The organism is Lysinibacillus sp. A4, assembly GCF_024919535.1.
Taxonomy (GTDB): Bacteria; Bacillota; Bacilli; order Bacillales_A; family Planococcaceae; genus Lysinibacillus; species Lysinibacillus capsici.
Genome location: NZ_JANWTB010000015.1, coordinates 73,494 through 90,746, shown reverse-complemented (window position 1 = coordinate 90,746; position 17,253 = coordinate 73,494). Strand labels below are relative to the sequence as shown.

The following is a 17,253-nucleotide window of genomic DNA, read 5'->3' as shown; positions in this document are numbered from 1 at the left end:
GCCGTGCTCGCTATTCGTCGCTACGTTAACAGGGAAACGTGTATCTGCGATATATTCCGTAGTTTGCGATGTGACGGACGGCACTGACCAGGTTAGATTAACGACGAATTAGTGGGCTACCTCGTCGCTACTGCTAAAAAAGGATGCACTTAATAGAAGTTGCACCATCGAAAAAATTTCGATATAATGAACCCTAAGAAACGCTATTGCTGGCAGGCAATTTTTAGCGTAGATATTAAGTTGTAAAGTCGGTCGACGCTCCAACGTCAGTCGGCTTTTTTTCTGTTTAAATATCCAAATTTTCAAGTGGACTATGCTGTCGATACTTCTTCATCACTTCCTTATCAGCGAAATCAAGATAGATTTGCGATGTGACCTCAACGCTGGCATGTCCCAGTAATCGGGATAACGTTGCTAAATCACCACCGTTTATTAAATACCTCTTAGCGAAATTATTTCGAAGTAAGTGCGGTGTTATTTGAAGGCCAACGTCTCGACTCCGAAGTCTAAACGAACGCTCCACGCCTTCTATACGATGTTTTGTACCTCGATTTGTCGGGAATAAGTAATTACTATCTGTATATCTATCTTTAAATGCAATCCATGATTTTAAGTGATTACGAGTTTTCTGCGAGAAATAAACAAATCGCTGTTTTCCCGATTTAGTCTTCCTTAATAAAATTGCGTTACTACGTAAATCAATATCTGACGGCACCACTTCTAAAATTTCGCCAATCCTAGCTCCACTATCAAAGATTAATCGAGCTATTACCCAATCACGGTATTGATCGAATTTACTAACGTCGAAGGAACGGAAAAACTGTTTTAACTCATTATCTTCGAGCATAACTTTGATTTTTCGCTCTGGTTTAACATTCTTTAAATCCTTTAACGGATTGCTGCGAATAAGTTGCTCTGAATATAAATGCGAATAAAATGCTTTTATGTTACGTACATAATTCGCTATTGTCGTTTTACTCACCGGTTTACCAAAATCGACCCGTCGTTCTGGGTAGTTTACAGGCGATTCTACGGCACTTACTGTAAACTTACCTCTATCTTCGATTGAACGAATATAAGCTTGAATATGCTCTACCTTGACGCTTTTAACGTCATCTATTTCGAAGTTATCCAATAGGTACCTTGCGAATAATCTAAGCGTCTGTTCATACGATTTTAATGTTTTAGGCGACAGACCTTTCGCTGAACAATCGAGCATGTAGCGATCAATTTCTACTAAAAACGAATTTAAAGCCATAAAAAATACGCCCCCTTAATCAGTCGTAAAAACTGTTTAAGAAGACGTTATAATTAACGTAATATAACTGTTTTATATAATAAGTTTACCGCATATTCTCCGCTAGCCTGTCGCCCACAAACGCAGTCATACCAACGCCTAGCTAGCCATCATGTCAATACGAATTTTGTCTGCGATCATGGCGATGAATTCGCTATTTGTTGGTTTGGATTTCAAGTGATGGACTGTATAGCCAAACATTGACGAAATGGATTCATAATTGCCACGATTCCAGGCTACCTCTATGGCGTGACGAATCGCACGTTCCACGCGGGATGGTGTCGTATTAAATTTTTTAGCGATTTCTGGATATAAAATTTTTGTCACAGATCCTAATAATTCAATATCCTCAAAGACCATTTGAATGGCTTCACGCAAATAGGAGTAGCCCTTAATATGTGCAGGTACACCGATTTCTTTGATGATGGCTGTAATCGTACTGTCTAATTGATGCTGATTTAATTTTTGAGGTACTGTCGGTTGTAATACGCTTGTCTTTTTCGGAAGTGTCGCCTTCTGTCCAGCACAATGTAAAATCTTTTGTACCAATTGGTCGAATTCAAAGGGCTTTAGCATGAAATAAGAAGCTCCTAAATCCACCGCCTGTTTCATGACATCCTCTTGGCCAAAAGCCGTGAGCATAATGACTTGAATGGATGACATTTTCTCATTTTGATACATGGACTCTAATACAGCTAAACCGTCAAGATGAGGCATTATTATATCTAGAAGTAAAATATCTGGTGTAAATTCCTCAAGCATTTGGAGACATACTTTTCCATTTGAAGCAGTTGCAATAATTTCTATTTCGGCATGTCCTTGAAAATACTGCTCCATTGTTTTTAATAACTCACGATTATCATCTGCAATCGCTACTTTTACCTTTGTCATTTCAATTCCTCCTTCTGGACTTGCTTTGAACACCTCAAAGCGATAACCTAAACCCCTAAATGCCGTTTTTGGCACACTGTGGAATTTTCGACATTTTTGTTTTAAAAACCTTTTCTATTTCCAAAAATGAGTATGTAGTCCGATACTTTCTTTTAATATCGACAAGTTACGCTAAATGACGCGACTTGTCGAATGCTCTTATAACTTATTTTAGATAAATTTAGTAGATAAAACTACAGTTTTTTTAAATATCATGCCTTCTTCAGGAAATTATCGGAAATACATGTTGGATTCGATGAAATAAAGGTAAAAAATCCGTGTAGTTTCCCGCGGCTTTTGTCCTGCCTGGGGAAAATTAAACGGATTTTTACCTTTCATAACTTTTTATGAAGACCTTCTTAACATTTCCGCTACTGTTAGCGCTGCACCTTTTTTCGGCTCCTCCACAAACATATGTGTCACAGCACCGACAAAACGACCGTCTTGGATAATAGGACTGCCACTCATTCCCTGCAAAATGCCACCTGTTTTTTCAATGAGCTTCTCGTCAGATACTATAAATTCAAGGCGTTCATTTTCCACTTTGGTAATTTCTATTGAAAAGGTTTCCACCTTACTGCCTTCAATGGCTGTATAGATTTCAGCTTTCCCCGTTTTTATATCTTTTTCATGCATAATTTCTATCGCTTTGGGTAATCTTTGTTGATAACCGTCTTCCCAGCGGCCAAAAATACCATAAATAGTATTTTTATCTATACTGCCTAGACGTTCTTGATGCTTTTCAATGGAGGAAATTTTATAGCCAGGTTGGCCTGGTGTGCTTTTTCGGATTTGCTGAATAGAAGCTAAAAAAATGGAGCCAGCTCTAAAAACAGGGGCTTCTTGTAGGGTTGAATCGACAATTTGATGACCTAGTGCACCGTAATTTTTTGTCTCTGGATCAATATAAGTCAGTGTTCCTACTCCATCTGTTTCATCTTTTAAAAAGGAAATGACATGCTCTGCTTCTTGGTTTTGTAATTCCAATGTAATTTGTTGGCCTTCACTATTGATCGTCCATGTCTGTTGGCCATCTTTTGCCACAGCCTGCTTGGCATCAGCAAGAGATTTTACTGGTATATCGTTTATTTTTTCAATAACAGCGCCTCCTTTCATCCACTGATTGGAAGCTAACAGTACATCGTGTGCGACAAATACATGGGACAATTGAAGTTGAATTCCAATTGCTTCGCCCATTGGTATAAGCTTTTTGGCGGCTAAAGCTTGTATAGGCAACACTAATAAAAAGATGAGCATAGGCAAAATGACTAATTGACGCCAATGACGATTCATACGACACCTCCTTTTCATTTTTGTCTTTTTACTATGTGTTGTTGTGACGTTCTTATAAGCGGTAAATATTTGCGCAAAATGAAAAAAGCCAGAAACAGCTGAAACTGTTTCTGGAATAATGGTTAACGCATTTGTTTTTTTCGTTCATCTGCCATTTTTAAAAGCTCCGTGGCATGCTGTAGTGTCAACGCTGTAATTTCCGTTCCAGACATCATACGGCTAACTTCCTCTATTCGAGCATCTTGATCAATTTCTGATAAGGAAGTAAACGTTCGATCATGCTCGACTTCTTTTTTAATGAAGTAATGATGATCAGCCATCGCTGCAACTTGAGGTAAATGTGAAATACATAAAACTTGAGAATTAACAGAAATCGCGGCAATTTTCTCTGCAATCGCCTGCGCAACACGACCACTGACACCTGTATCCACCTCATCAAAGATAATGGAAGTAATTCCATTGGAAGAAGAGAAAATGGTTTTTAACGCTAGCATCATTCGCGATAATTCTCCACCTGATGCAATTTTCGGTAAAGACTTTGGTGGTTCCCCAACGTTTGTGGAAATGTAGAAGATAATTTGATCTTTCCCATTGGCATCAAAATAGGGTAATTCATCGAAATTGACAATAAATTTTGCTTTTTCCATATGTAATTCACGTAGCTCTGCCATAATTGCTTCACTCAATTGTTGAGCTGCAGCTTTACGTACAGTTGAAAGTTCACTAGCCAGCTTATTGAGTACAGCTTCCATCTCTAACACACGTCGTTCTTTCACCTGCAAAATCTCATCACGATTCAACAGCTCATTTAACTCGTTTTTAATTTTTTCATAATAAGCCAAGATCTCTTCCACTGTCGTACCATATTTGCGTTTTAAAGTTTGCAACAACGCTAAACGCTGCTCAACCTCATTTAAACGTGCAGGGTCAAATTCCAATTCATCTAACACATTTTTGACCTGATAGGCTGCATCCTGTAATGCATAAAACGCAGTTGTCACTGCCTCAGATGATTCTTTGAATTGCTCATCAACCGTTGCAGCATCTTCTAAAGCACCCATTGCTGTTCCGATCCAATCAAGCCCTTTCGTTTCGCCCTGAATGGCTTCATAGGCTGCACTAGAACGTTCAAAAATTTTATTAAAATTCATCAGACGACGGCGTTCGTCTAAAAGCTCGTCTTCCTCACCTAACTTTAAATTAGCTTCGTCCAACTCTTTAATTTGAAATTGATACAAATCGATACGTTGTGCCATCAATTGCTCATCAATGGATATAGAAGCTAAGTCTTTTTTGAGCAAACGGTATTCATCATATTGGGCGCGATAGTTTTTTTGAATCGGCGACAGCTCTTCTTCTGCAAACTGATCAAGCAAATTGATGTGCTGCTTTTCATCCATTAGCTCTTGATTTTCATGTTGGCCATGAATATCTATGAGACTTGCCCCAATGTCTCTTAGTACCGACAAAGGCACGAGCTTACCATTCACTCGGCAAATACTTTTACCGGTATCATTCAAATCACGACGTAAAATAATTGTATCTTCTTCTATTTCAATGCCTGCTTCTTCTAACTTTTTCAGAACAGGATGAACTGAACTCGAAATTTGAAATAAGCCACCCAATTCTGCTTTTCTTGCTCCATGACGAATAAATTCAGTGTTGCCTCGTCCTCCTGCAAGTAAATGCACCGCATCAATGATAATAGATTTTCCGGCACCTGTTTCCCCAGTGAGAACTGTTAAGCCTTCTAAAAAGCTGACAGTCAAATCCTCAATGATGGCAAAGTTTCGAATACTAAGCTCTCTTAACACAAATTGTCACCTCTAAATCAAATTAACCATTTTTTATAGCATGTCTAATAAACGATTTTTTGTATTTTCACGCTCATTTTCATTTCGACAAATAATTAAAATGGTATCATCTCCAGAAATTGTCCCTAAAATTTCCGGCCAATCTAAATGGTCAAGTAGGGAAGCAATGGCATTCGCATTCCCAGGAAGAGCTTTCATGACTAAAAAATGTGATGCCCCATCAATACTTACAAAAGCATCCGCTAATGCACGATGTAATTTTTGGACTGGATTGAAACGTTGATCCGCGGGTAGGCTATATTTATAACGCCCATCCTGTAATGGTACTTTTACTAAATGAAGCTCTTTTATATCTCTTGATACTGTAGCTTGTGTCACATTATAGCCTGCTTCTTTTAAAAAATCGACTAAATCATCTTGTGTTTCAATTTCATGATTGGCGATAATATCCCGAATCCGTATATGTCGTTGCCCTTTATTCAACGAAATCACCTCTTATAAATAATTGTATATGTGTATAATCACACTACCATTTTCAACAAAAAAGCACAAGAAAAAACACGGCTCTATAAGCGAGCACGTGTTATTTTAAAGAATTATGCGCTTCTTCAACGAGTGCATTAAAAGCTGTATATGCAGGTAGCACTTCTTGTTCAATAGGATTCACTAAATGGAATAAAAATTCAATATTTCCTTCTCCACCTGTGATTGGAGAGAATGAAGCATCTTTTACTACAAAACCAACCTCAGTTGCCATTGCAGCCGTTTTTTCCAAAACTTCTAAATGTACTTTTTTATCACGAACGATTCCTTTTTTACCTACTTTATCTTTCCCAGCTTCAAACTGAGGTTTCACCAATGCCATAACATCCCCACCTGGCAGCAATAATGTTTTTAATACTGGTAAAATCAGTGATAACGAAATAAAGCTAACATCGATTGTTGCAAAATCAGGTAAACCTTCTGATAAATCGGCTGCCGTTGTATAGCGAAAATTCGTTTTCTCCATTACTGTCACTCGTTCATCAGAGCGAATTTTCCATGCTAATTGGTTCGAACCAACATCTAGTGCATAGCAATGTCTTGCACCATGTTGTAAGGCACAATCTGTAAAGCCACCTGTAGAGGAGCCAATGTCAAGCATTAGCTTCCCTTCTACAGACATATCAAAAATTTGTAGCGCCTTTTCTAATTTAAGGCCTCCACGACTCACATATTTTAAATCTGAGCCCTTTACTTGTAGCGGTGCATCGACGGCAATTTTCTCGCCTGCCTTATCAATTCGTATTTCATTTGAAAAGACAAGGCCTGCCATAATGGACCGTTTTGCTTTTTCTCTTGTTTCACATAGTCCACGCTCTACAAGTAAAATATCTACACGTTCTTTTGGTTGTTTTGTCATTATTTATTCAAACCCACTTGCTGTTTTTGTTGAAGTAATACATGCATACGTGCAACCGTATCTTCTGCTGTCATATGAATTTCTGCGAGTAGCTGATCTACGTTGCCATGCTCAATATATTGATCTGGGATGCCCATTCGATCAACTAGCGCATTTAAATAGCCGTGGTCATGAGCAAACTCTAATACACCACTACCAAATCCACCTTGTAGAACAGCTTCTTCAATTGTTAAAATCGGTTTTTGACTAGATAATATACGGTGTAGCACATCCTCATCCATCGGTTTGATAAAGCGTGCATTGACCACTTCAATATCGATTCCTTGTTGCGCAAGCATTTCAGCAGCAGCCATTGCCATTGGAATCGTTGTTCCAAATGTCAAAATAGATGCATCTTTCCCCTCACGTAAAACTTCCCAGCTACCAATTGGTAAAGCTATAAGCTCATCATCTAATGGCACACCAATTCCATTACCACGTGGATAACGAAGTGCAATAGGACCACCATCATAATCAATTGCTGTTTTTACCATATGTTGCCCTTCATTCTCATCCTTTGGCATCATGATTGTCATGTTTGGAATATGACGAAGGAAAGCAATATCAAATACACCTTGATGTGTTTCCCCATCTGCTCCCACTAAACCAGCCCGATCAATACCAATAAAGACATTTAAATTCGGGCGAGCAATATCATGCAATACTTGGTCATATGCACGTTGCAGGAAGGTAGAATAAATCGCTAAAAATGGCTTCATCTTTTGCGTAGCTAATCCTGCAGCCATCGTTGCCGCATGCTGCTCCGCAATCCCTACATCAAAGAAACGATTTGGGAAGTCCTTTTGAATACCTTGTAGCTTTGAACCTACAGGCATGGCAGGTGTAATCGTTACCACACGCTCATTTTCATGAGCAATTTTACGAACCGTCTCAGCAATTAAACTACTCCAAGCTGGTCCAGTAGTCTCAGACTTCACAAAGGCACCATTTTCAATTTTATAAGGACCTGTTCCATGCCAATTCCCGATTGTATCATCTTCGGCTGGTTTATAGCCCTTTCCTTTTTTCGTAATAACATGAACAAGGACTGGCCCTTTTACTTTTTTCGCATGTGATAATGTCATTTCAAGCGCTTCAAAATCATGTCCATCAATTGGACCAAGATATTTAAAACCTAGCTCCTCAAAAAACACTCCAGATACTACTAAATATTTTAAGCTATCTTTTACGCGTTCAACAGTAGAGGCAAGCTTTCCACCTAATACAGGAATCTTATTAATAAGTGATTCCAGCTCTTCCTTGGCTTTTGAGTACTCCTTGGCTGTACGTAAACGACCTAAAACATTGTGTAATGCGCCAACATTTGGTGCAATCGACATTTCATTATCGTTGAGGATGACAATCATATTTGTTTTTGCATGGCCAATATGATTTAATGCCTCAAGTGCCATACCACCTGTTAAAGCCCCATCACCAATAATAGGGATAACAAAGTTGTTTTCTTTTTTTATATCACGTGCTGCTGCCATACCCATGGCTGCTGATAAAGATGTCGAGCTATGACCTGTTTCCCACTCATCATGTTCACTCTCCACGCGCTTTGGAAATCCACAAAGCCCTTTGAACTGACGTAGTGTGTCAAATTGACTCGCACGACCTGTTAAAATTTTATGCACGTAAGCTTGGTGGCCAACATCCCACAAAAACTTATCTTTAGGACTGTCAAACATTTTATGCAGCATCATCGTTAACTCAACTACGCCTAAATTCGGCCCGATATGCCCACCTGTGACAGAACATTTTTCGATTAAGAAGGTACGAATTTCTTGGGCAAGCTGCTCAAGCTCCTTCTTATTTAAGTTTTTTAAAAAGGATGGACTAGTTATTTTATTTAAATCCACCTTTCTCACACACCTTTTCAATAAAATATTCACCGCAATTGTGTTTCCACCATTATAGCAGTGTTATCAATATGCTAAAAGTACGAGCACTTCATTGTTTACATATTGCAAACGTTCCCACCTATTCTAGCATATTCTTTTCCTTCAACGCCTTGATTTTCTCTTAGTTTTTACGATGAACTATATAAGCAGCAAAGTCACGTAATAGGCTGACATCTATTGGTAATTGATCGAGTGCGTTAATGGCATGTTGATAATGCTCAGCAAGCTTTTCTTTTGCTCCCTCTAGGGTTAAGAGTGCTGGATAAGTGCTTTTATCACTAGCGACATCTTTTCCAGCTGTTTTTCCTAGTTCTTCAGTCGTTCCCTCAATATCTAAAATATCGTCTTGAATTTGGAAAGCTAAACCAATATGGTGCGCATATTCTTTCAATGTAGCACGGTCTTGTGCTGATACATCTGCAAGTACGGCTCCCGCTTCAATACTAAAACGCAATAAAGCACCTGTTTTATTGACATGGACTTGTTCCAATTCAGCTAAATTAAGCTGACGTTGCTCCCCTTCCATATCTAGTACTTGACCACCAACCATGCCTTCTGCACCTGCTGCAACGCTTAGCAACTGGACAAGCTCAATACGCTTTTCAGCAGAGATATCCATGCGTGCTAAAATGCCAAATGCCAGTGTGTTTAATGCATCACCAGCAAGCGTAGCCAGCGCTTCTCCATAAACTTTATGATTTGTTGGCTTGCCTCTTCTAAAATCATCATTATCCATGCTTGGTAGATCATCATGGATTAAAGAATATGTGTGAATGATTTCAATAACCGAACCGACAATCAAACCGTCCTGAAGATTTTCACGGTAAAGCTCTAGTACCGCTAACACAAAAAGCGGACGAATTCGTTTACCCCCTGCCTTTAATGAATAAAGCATGGATTCCTTTAAATCTGCTGGTGCATCAATTTGTTCAACAAGTGCAAACATCGTCTCTTCAATTTGTGGTGTATTGCTTTCAATAAAGTACTTTAATGGCTCATTCATTTCCTAATTCTCTCCCTTTAGTGGATCAAATGCTGTTGTTTCACCAGTCTCTTGGACAATTGATACAAGCTGCTCCTCAGCATGTTGCAGCTTACTATGGCAAAACTTTGATAGCTCCATTCCTTGCTTGTATAAATCAATCGCATTTTCCAATGGCACATCACCCTGTTCTAACTGGCGAACGATTTCTTCTAGTGTCGTCATGGCTTCTGCAAATGTTTGTTGTTTTTCAGTCACAACAATTCCCCCTCATTCTTTGGCAAGATATTCGTCACATTAGCCACAACCTTTCCATCATGGAAAGTCAGTGTCAGTTGATCTTGCTTTTGCACCTCAGTGGATGATTTGATCATTTGCTGATCTTTATATGCTACTGTAAATCCTCTTGTTAGAATGGACAGTGGATTTAAAGCTTCTAATGTTCTAACGGTTGACTCAAATTGTTGTTGCTTTTTTGCCACATAATACGTTGTAGCACGTGATAATTGTTGAACGCGCGCTTCAAGCTCTCTCTGATGAAAAGCAAGTGCCTTTTTGGGTGAATGTTGCTCCACCGTACTATGTAATTGTTGAAGTTGGGCAGCTTTTTTCATCAAGCTCACTTGCATTGCTGCCTGTAATCCTGACTCAAGCTGTGCCAATCTTTCTGTAAAAGGTCGATAAAGTCTTTCTGGCATTGACAATGGATAAGACTGCTGGAGCTTATTTAGACGTTGTCGCTCTGCCATAAGTTGCGACCTAACCATTTGATGTAGCTGTGATTTCTGCGTAAGCACGCGTTGGTAGAGATCCGCTTGATCGGGCACAGCCAACTCAGCAGCAGCTGTTGGAGTAGGTGCACGTAAATCGGCTACATAATCGGCAATCGTTGTATCTGTTTCATGGCCAACCGCACTTATAATAGGTATTCGGCTTTCAAAAATAGCTCTTGCCACAATTTCTTCATTAAAAGCCCATAAATCCTCGATGGAGCCTCCTCCTCGCCCGACAATCAACACATCACAGCTTGCCTCTTGATTAGCACGTTGAATATTTTGCACAATATTCGGTGCAGCCTGAGCTCCTTGTACAAGGGTTGGATAAATCAAAATTTCAGCAAGTGGGTAACGCCTCTTTAATGTTGAACAAATATCCCGTATAGCTGCACCAGTTGTTGACGTGAGCACACCAATTTTTTCAGGAAATTTTGGTATCGGTTGCTTCCACTCAGGTTTAAAAAGACCTTCTTTTTGTAATTGCTCTTTTAATTGATTGAAGGCAACAAATAAGCTACCAATGCCATCTGGTTGCATTTCCTGTACATATAGCTGATAGGTTCCATAGCCTTCGTAAACGTTTACATCCCCTCGGATAAATACTTGCATACCTTCCTTTGGTTCAAACGCTAATTTGGTAGCCGCTGCTTTAAACATCGTCGCAGCTATTCGGGCACCATCATCCTTTAATGTAAAGTAAATATGGCCGGATTGATGAATTTTCACATTTGATAATTCACCTTTTACATACACTTCACGCAAATGTGGATCTGCATCGAATTTTCGTTTAATATATTTTGTTAACGCTTTTACTGTTAAATAAGAAGCAGAGGACATGTTTTCGGCTCCTTTACTAAAATCAAGTTTTTCACAAAACTACACCTATCATAACATTTTTTGCAGTCGTTGACGTGCCAAAATGCAGTTTCGATAGAAAAAATGACTGTCTTTCTTCTATCGAAAAACAACTATAACACATTCCTACACGTTCTCACTATTAGAAATCGTATATTATGACAAATAACAAACAAAGCCCCATAACTTCATACGTTATGAGACTTTATATTTTAATAAAATAGTAATAAAAGAGTTCCTACAATAAAACAATAATACGTAAAGTAGCTAAGTTTGCCACTTTTCATAATGCCCATAAACCAACGCATCGCAAAATAAGTCATAATGAGTGTTGCCAAGAAAGTGGCGGCATATGGAAGAGCTAAGGCACCTTTATTCGGCTCGTCTAAAAAATCTGTAATGCCAAGGACTACCCCACCCAAACTTACAGGAATATAAAGCATAAAGGAAAAACGTAAGGCTGTATCCTGCTTCATCCCTACTGCTATGGCGGAAATAATCGTAGCTCCAGAACGGCTAATGCCTGGCGTTAAAGCAACTGCTTGCCCCAGCCCTACAATGATGGCATCTTTAGCACGTAAATCTGCATCTTTCTTCTTGCCACGCATATTACGAATTAACCATAATGCAGTCCCTGTCACAAATAGCATGAGCGCAATCGTCGTCATACTTACGTTATCTGCAATAACATCACTTAATAACACCCCTAAAACGCCAGCAGGAATTGAACCGATGACAATATAGAGAGCAAAGCGAAAATCTGCGTTATACCGCTTTTCTCTAGTTTTCAAGTAAAGAAAAAAATGACTGATCAGACGAACAATATCCTCACGATAAATATACATAATAGCAAGTAACGAAGCTGTATTGGTTAAGATGGCAAAAGTAAAACCTTGTTCACCTAGTCCCAGCATTTCGCTAGCAATCATTACATGTCCACTCGACGATACAGGAATTGGCTCTGTAAAACCTTGGACAAGTCCAATAATGATATGCTTGACAATTAACATAATATCGATATTTTCCATAAAAACCTCCTCCTCAGTATGTATGTCCCAAACGTTACATTAGACGACAAAATCGAAGAAAAGTTCTGAATTTACACAACAAAAAAGTCACCTCACACAATGTTGAGATGACTTTCTTCAAAAGGTTTTTTATTTTGCAAGCGTATTTTCAGCCGCTTGCACTGTGTTGAATAGTAACATTGTGATGGTCATTGGTCCTACACCACCTGGTACAGGCGTAATATGAGACGCAATCCCATCTACTTCTGCAAAGTTTACGTCACCGCATAATTTATTGTTGTCATCGCGATTAATGCCTACATCAATAACAACAGCCCCTTCTTTCACGTGCTCTTTCGTAATAAAGTTTGCACGACCAACTGCGGCAATTAAAATATCTGCTTGTTTTGTAAATGAAGGTAAATCTGGCGTTTTAGAGTGTGTATAGGTTACCGTTGCATCCTTTTGTAAAAGTAGTTGTCCCATTGGTTTACCAACGATATGACTACGACCTACGATTACAGCATGCTTTCCTGCGATTTCAATTCCTGAATACTCAAGAAGCTTCATCACGCCAAACGGTGTACAAGGTAAAAATGTTTCTTGGCCAAGCATCATTTTCCCAACGCTTACAGGTGAGAATCCATCGACATCCTTCTCAACAGCAATCGTTGCAATGACTGTATCCTCATCAATATGTTTTGGGAGTGGTAATTGAACTAAAATACCATGAATATCCTCACGTTGATTTAAAAGCTCAATTTGTGCTAGTAATTCCTCTTGCGTTGTCTCTTCGGGTAATTTAATGAGTTCTGAAAACATACCAATCGCTTCACAAGATTTTTGTTTATTTCTCACATATGTAGCTGATGCCTGGTTGTCTCCAACTAACACAACCGCTAAACCAGGTGTCAATCCTCGCTCTTTTAAACGAATGACACGCTCTGCTACAGCATTACGAATTTCTTGACCAATCTCTTTACCATTAATAATTGCACTTGACATAAACCTTCGTTACTCCTTCCAATTCAACACATTATTCTTGTTCTGTAAATTTAGAAAGTACACCATTGACGAATTTAGATGAACTATCATCGCCAAATGTTTTACATAACTCGATTGCTTCGTTTAGTACTACTCTTTTTGGTGTTTCTGGCATGTATAACAATTCATATACAGCTAAACGTAAAACCGTTCTTTCAATTTTGGGTAGACGGGCAAGTGACCACTTTTCAAGATGCTGTTCTAATGTAGCATCGATTTCCTCCAAATGTTCAGCTGTTCCATTTACGATCTTTTCGTAGAAGGCATTGGTAGGTTGACCTTTAATATGGCCCATTGCTTCTTCAACTGTTAGATCCGTATTGTCTAGCTGAAACAAAACTTGCAACGCTTTTTCGCGTGCTTCATGTCGTTTCATGTAAAGCTCTCCTTCTTAAGTGGCATTAAGGTTTATAATAGCATAAAATCACATGAGAAACACGATTTCAAGCAAGTTTTCAATAATCTGAACCTTTTTCAAGGAACTTTTTGTTTAAGCCCACTTCTCATCGAAATAGTGGTATTCCAAAAATGAATGTTTCCTGTTCGTAATGGTATAATAAAGAAAAACGTTAGAGGTGTCACAATGCAAACTGAAGCTATATGTCTTAGCTGCAAAAAACATTTAAAATGGTTGACGGTGAAGAACAATATCAACAAATGAAGGAACGTACATTTCACCTATTTTACTTGGTGGATGCAAGCATAAAATTCGTTTTGATGCCATTCGAAACTTTTTTAGCTTTTATTAGTGGAGGCCATTTATGAAGGAACATTATTATACGATAGGTGAGGTTGCCAAACTTTCAAACTTATCGGTTCAGACATTACGTTATTATGATCAAATTGATTTATTTAAGCCTGCTTATATCGATACCTTCACCAATTATCGGTATTATAAAGGCAATCAGCTATTCTATTTAGACATTATAAAGTCCCTTAAATATATCGGCGTGACGCTCGATGATATAAAAAAAGCACTTAGATTAACCTCTGAGGAATTGCTTGATTTTTTAGCTCAGCAGGAGCTACGCATCAATGAAAAAATTTCACGTTTAAACGAAGCAAAAAATACCTTACTGAAAACAAAAAAGCAATTACAAGAGCAAATTGATATCCCAGTCTTCGGTGAGATTTATATGCAAATAGAGGAAGCAATGCCCGTTCTTCAAGTAACCACTACTGAATTAACACCGACATCGAGCACCAGTACATACTATGCCACTTTAATTAAAATCATCGAAAAGGAAGGCAGTGTCTTAAACAGTCGTTATGGCTGTATTTATCCACTAGAGCCCTATAAAGATGTCAATGACATCATTTATGATGCTATTTTCACTCCCCTATTAACGGAGCGCACATTTTCGCAGCTTTCACCAAACATACAACAAACCATTATTCCTGGCGGTAAATATGTATGCATTGCCTTTATTTACGATCCTGATACTTATTTTTCATTCTATGAAAAGTTGAGAAATCATGTATTAGCTCAGGAGGAACTATTTGAGTCGCAAGTGTATGAGCTATACATGCCAGCAACGCTCACTATGGAACAAGAAAAGAAATTTATAGTAGAATTAAAGATTAGGCAAAAACAAGAGACACAAAATTCCTCCGAAAAAGTAGTGGCGCATTCGTATAACTCTCAGCCAGAACTCCCAAACTGATAAAAATTTTTTAAAAAATAAAAACAAATCTTTTGACCCTATAGTTACTATAGGGTTTATCGTATTACATGGAAATATTCTAGTAGATTGAAAACATGTATCGCGAACAATTAGAAGGAGAAGTTTATGAGCAAGAAACAAAATATAACCTTAGCTATTTTATTATCTAATCTTTTCATTGCCTTTTTAGGGATTGGTTTAGTCATCCCTGTTTTACCAACCATCATGAATGAGCTACATATTTCTGGCTCTGTTGTTGGTTATATGGTGGCAGCCTTTGCCATTACACAATTAATTGCATCACCAATTGCAGGTAAGCTTGTTGATAATATTGGCCGCAAAGTTATGATTGTTGCAGGTCTTTTTATTTTTGGACTTTCTGAGTTTTTATTTGGGTTTGGTCGTTCTGTTGAAATTCTTTTTGTCTCTCGTATGTTAGGTGGCGTGAGTGCCGCTTTCATTATGCCAGCTGTAACCGCCTATATAGCTGATATTACGACATTGGCACAGCGCCCTAAGGCACTTGGCTATATGAGTGCAGCCATTAGCACAGGTTTTATTATCGGCCCTGGGATCGGTGGTTTTTTAGCTGAAATTGGTACACGTGTCCCATTTTATGCAGCTGGGGTACTTGGTCTGTTCGCAGCTATCCTGTCATTGCTGTTTTTAAAAGAGCCAACACGTGCTACAGACAATGAAGAAGTAGCACAATCCATGTTAGGCAGTGTCAAGCGTGTGTTTAGTCCACTCTATTTCATACCATTCATTCTTATTTTCGTGTTATCATTTGGCCTCGCTGCATTCGAATCATTGTTTAGCTTATTCGTCGATCACAAATTTGCGTTTACACCATCGGATATTGCCATAATTATTACAGGAAGTGGTATTGTTGGGGCACTAGCTCAATTAATACTATTTGATTGGCTGACAAAGAAAATGGGTGAGATTAATGTTATTCGTTACTCTCTAATCCTTTCAGCAGTATTAACATTTGCCATGACGATCGTGAGTCATTATTTTGCCATCTTATTCGTGACATTCTTTATTTTCGTAGGCTTCGATTTAATTCGACCTGCTGTTACTTCGTATTTATCGAAAATTGCCGGAAATGAACAAGGATTTGTTGGTGGCATGAACTCTATGTTTACAAGTCTTGGTAATATTTTTGGCCCAATTCTAGGTGGGGTATTGTTCGATATCAATCTGAACTATCCATACTACTTTGCTACAATCGTATTGGTGCTAGGCGTCATACTTGCTTTATTCTGGAGAAAGCCAAAGCATATAGAATTATAAAATAGCGATACATCCACATGAACATCCTAGAGAAATCCATATAAAAAGGACTGCCCTTTGATGAACGAATCATCATTGGGCAATCCTTTTCTTTTTTATTCATGCACTACTGTTTCTTCTTTTTCAAAGTGAATACCTGTAATATGCACATTTACTTCTGCTGTTTCTAGTGCCGTCATATTAAAAATAGCCTGACGGATTTGCGTTTGAACTTCTTTTGCTACTTTAGGAATGGCATATCCATATTTCACAGAGCAAAATACATCAATCGCAATTTCACCAGTTTCCGTTACACCTGATTTAATGCCTTTATTGTGTACTTTTTTACCGAAACGTTCCACGACACCCGTCGCAATATTTCCACGAGTTGCAGCAATGCCTTCTACTTCATTGACAGCAATCCCAGCCACAACCTCGATCACCTCTGCCGCTACCTCAATTTTTCCAAGCTCTTCTTTCCCAGAAGGTGTTGGTTGTACGAAAGATTGTCCTACTTTCTCTGCCATACAAATATCATCCTTTCCCTTACACATCACAAACAAGTGCTGTACTTACATTTATTATACTATAAAAAGGAAGGTTTGGCTGTCGAAAGCCGTTTTAATTTAAAACCGACTTTACTGATCCACGACATCGATTAAATAAATTCCCTTTTCAAATCCCCCACGAGCTTTCTTCTTGTGTACACGGGTCGCTTCTAGCTCCTCAAAGCGTACACCTAGCACACCAATAGCCATATGAATGAGCTCCAGTATGTCTGCGAGCTCTTCAACACTTTCTTCTCTACATTCGGCTTCGTAAAATTCTGTAGCTTCTTCTATCATTTTAGCCTTTATTGCCTTTACCAGCTCACTAGGTTCTAAAATGCGTGCATGATAGGATAAACCCTTCGCTTCAATTACTTCTAAAATTTTATCCCTCACTAGCTTATTGTATATTGGCATCCATTG

At 38.5% G+C, this 17,253-nt stretch carries 17 protein-coding genes; 2 read left to right on the top strand and 15 right to left on the bottom strand.

Features of this window, described 5'->3' with window-relative positions; translation table 11 throughout:
* Positions 1-286: 286 nt before the first annotated feature.
* From NY607_RS22325 to nusB, 13 genes are all read right to left on the bottom strand, one after another.
* Positions 287-1,258 carry a tyrosine-type recombinase/integrase gene (locus NY607_RS22325; protein ID WP_259420387.1) on the bottom strand — a complete coding sequence of 324 codons (972 nt, stop codon included), beginning with the start codon at positions 1,256-1,258 and terminating at the stop codon, positions 287-289.
* A gap of 138 nt (positions 1,259-1,396) precedes the next feature.
* Positions 1,397-2,188, bottom strand: coding sequence for a sporulation transcription factor Spo0A (gene spo0A / locus NY607_RS22320; RefSeq protein ID WP_016993890.1), 792 nt, complete (start codon positions 2,186-2,188; stop codon positions 1,397-1,399).
* Between the two features lie 384 nt (positions 2,189-2,572).
* Complete coding sequence (locus NY607_RS22315) at positions 2,573-3,520, bottom strand: SpoIVB peptidase S55 domain-containing protein (protein ID WP_048392300.1); 948 nt, start codon at positions 3,518-3,520, stop codon at positions 2,573-2,575.
* Between the two features lie 122 nt (positions 3,521-3,642).
* Positions 3,643-5,334, bottom strand: a complete 1,692-nt coding sequence (gene recN / locus NY607_RS22310) for a DNA repair protein RecN (RefSeq protein ID WP_259420386.1) — start codon at positions 5,332-5,334, stop codon at positions 3,643-3,645.
* 33 nt (positions 5,335-5,367) lie between these two features.
* Positions 5,368-5,817, bottom strand: coding sequence for a transcriptional regulator AhrC/ArgR (gene ahrC / locus NY607_RS22305; RefSeq protein WP_004231170.1), 450 nt, complete (start codon positions 5,815-5,817; stop codon positions 5,368-5,370).
* Positions 5,818-5,917: 100 nt separating this feature from the next.
* Complete coding sequence (locus NY607_RS22300) at positions 5,918-6,736, bottom strand: TlyA family RNA methyltransferase (RefSeq protein ID WP_259420385.1); 819 nt, start codon at positions 6,734-6,736, stop codon at positions 5,918-5,920.
* Positions 6,736-8,637, bottom strand: a complete 1,902-nt coding sequence (gene dxs, locus NY607_RS22295) for a 1-deoxy-D-xylulose-5-phosphate synthase (protein WP_131522459.1) — start codon at positions 8,635-8,637, stop codon at positions 6,736-6,738. Before dxs ends, NY607_RS22300 begins: the two co-directional genes overlap by 1 nt.
* Before the next feature lie 163 nt (positions 8,638-8,800).
* Entirely contained in the window at positions 8,801-9,682 is an 882-nt protein-coding gene (locus NY607_RS22290; RefSeq protein ID WP_115673382.1) for a polyprenyl synthetase family protein, read from the bottom strand.
* A 3-nt stretch (positions 9,683-9,685) separates the two neighbouring features.
* Positions 9,686-9,919 carry an exodeoxyribonuclease VII small subunit gene (locus NY607_RS22285; protein ID WP_259420384.1) on the bottom strand — a complete coding sequence of 78 codons (234 nt, stop codon included), beginning with the start codon at positions 9,917-9,919 and terminating at the stop codon, positions 9,686-9,688.
* Positions 9,916-11,274, bottom strand: coding sequence for an exodeoxyribonuclease VII large subunit (xseA, locus tag NY607_RS22280; protein WP_054549164.1), 1,359 nt, complete (start codon positions 11,272-11,274; stop codon positions 9,916-9,918). Before xseA ends, NY607_RS22285 begins: the two co-directional genes overlap by 4 nt.
* A 230-nt stretch (positions 11,275-11,504) precedes the next feature.
* Complete coding sequence (locus tag NY607_RS22275) at positions 11,505-12,320, bottom strand: undecaprenyl-diphosphate phosphatase (RefSeq protein WP_048392294.1); 816 nt, start codon at positions 12,318-12,320, stop codon at positions 11,505-11,507.
* Between the two features lie 129 nt (positions 12,321-12,449).
* A complete protein-coding gene (folD, locus tag NY607_RS22270; protein WP_054549163.1) occupies positions 12,450-13,304 on the bottom strand; it encodes a bifunctional methylenetetrahydrofolate dehydrogenase/methenyltetrahydrofolate cyclohydrolase FolD in 855 nt (284 codons plus the stop codon).
* Between the two features lie 31 nt (positions 13,305-13,335).
* Positions 13,336-13,719, bottom strand: coding sequence for a transcription antitermination factor NusB (nusB, locus tag NY607_RS22265; protein ID WP_004231146.1), 384 nt, complete (start codon positions 13,717-13,719; stop codon positions 13,336-13,338).
* Between the two features lie 385 nt (positions 13,720-14,104).
* On the opposite strand from nusB, the gene NY607_RS22260 reads away from it, so the two are divergent.
* Positions 14,105-15,007, top strand: coding sequence for a MerR family transcriptional regulator (locus NY607_RS22260; protein ID WP_259420383.1), 903 nt, complete (start codon positions 14,105-14,107; stop codon positions 15,005-15,007).
* Between the two features lie 126 nt (positions 15,008-15,133).
* Entirely contained in the window at positions 15,134-16,303 is a 1,170-nt protein-coding gene (locus tag NY607_RS22255) for an MFS transporter (protein WP_048392291.1), read from the top strand.
* Positions 16,304-16,398: 95 nt separating this feature from the next.
* Here NY607_RS22255 and NY607_RS22250 read toward each other — a convergent pair whose 3' ends face one another.
* Complete coding sequence (locus NY607_RS22250; RefSeq protein ID WP_004231142.1) at positions 16,399-16,809, bottom strand: Asp23/Gls24 family envelope stress response protein; 411 nt, start codon at positions 16,807-16,809, stop codon at positions 16,399-16,401.
* A gap of 111 nt (positions 16,810-16,920) precedes the next feature.
* Complete coding sequence (locus tag NY607_RS22245) at positions 16,921-17,247, bottom strand: nucleoside triphosphate pyrophosphohydrolase (protein ID WP_259420382.1); 327 nt, start codon at positions 17,245-17,247, stop codon at positions 16,921-16,923.
* Positions 17,248-17,253 lie beyond the last annotated feature (6 nt).

Bases quoted from the DNA above. Each gene is read 5' to 3' on its own strand.
- NY607_RS22325 (WP_259420387.1), bottom strand. From the start codon at position 1,258: ATGGCTTTAAATTCGTTTTTAGTAGAAATTGATCGCTACATGCTCGAT.
- spo0A (WP_016993890.1), bottom strand. From the start codon at position 2,188: ATGACAAAGGTAAAAGTAGCGATTGCAGATGATAATCGTGAGTTATTA.
- NY607_RS22315 (WP_048392300.1), bottom strand. From the start codon at position 3,520: ATGAATCGTCATTGGCGTCAATTAGTCATTTTGCCTATGCTCATCTTT.
- NY607_RS22300 (WP_259420385.1), bottom strand. From the start codon at position 6,736: ATGACAAAACAACCAAAAGAACGTGTAGATATTTTACTTGTAGAGCGT.
- NY607_RS22290 (WP_115673382.1), bottom strand. From the start codon at position 9,682: ATGAATGAGCCATTAAAGTACTTTATTGAAAGCAATACACCACAAATT.
- xseA (WP_054549164.1), bottom strand. From the start codon at position 11,274: ATGTCCTCTGCTTCTTATTTAACAGTAAAAGCGTTAACAAAATATATT.
- NY607_RS22275 (WP_048392294.1), bottom strand. From the start codon at position 12,320: ATGGAAAATATCGATATTATGTTAATTGTCAAGCATATCATTATTGGA.
- folD (WP_054549163.1), bottom strand. From the start codon at position 13,304: ATGTCAAGTGCAATTATTAATGGTAAAGAGATTGGTCAAGAAATTCGT.
- nusB (WP_004231146.1), bottom strand. From the start codon at position 13,719: ATGAAACGACATGAAGCACGCGAAAAAGCGTTGCAAGTTTTGTTTCAG.
- NY607_RS22260 (WP_259420383.1), top strand. From the start codon at position 14,105: ATGAAGGAACATTATTATACGATAGGTGAGGTTGCCAAACTTTCAAAC.
- NY607_RS22255 (WP_048392291.1), top strand. From the start codon at position 15,134: ATGAGCAAGAAACAAAATATAACCTTAGCTATTTTATTATCTAATCTT.
- NY607_RS22250 (WP_004231142.1), bottom strand. From the start codon at position 16,809: ATGGCAGAGAAAGTAGGACAATCTTTCGTACAACCAACACCTTCTGGG.
- NY607_RS22245 (WP_259420382.1), bottom strand. From the start codon at position 17,247: ATGCCAATATACAATAAGCTAGTGAGGGATAAAATTTTAGAAGTAATT.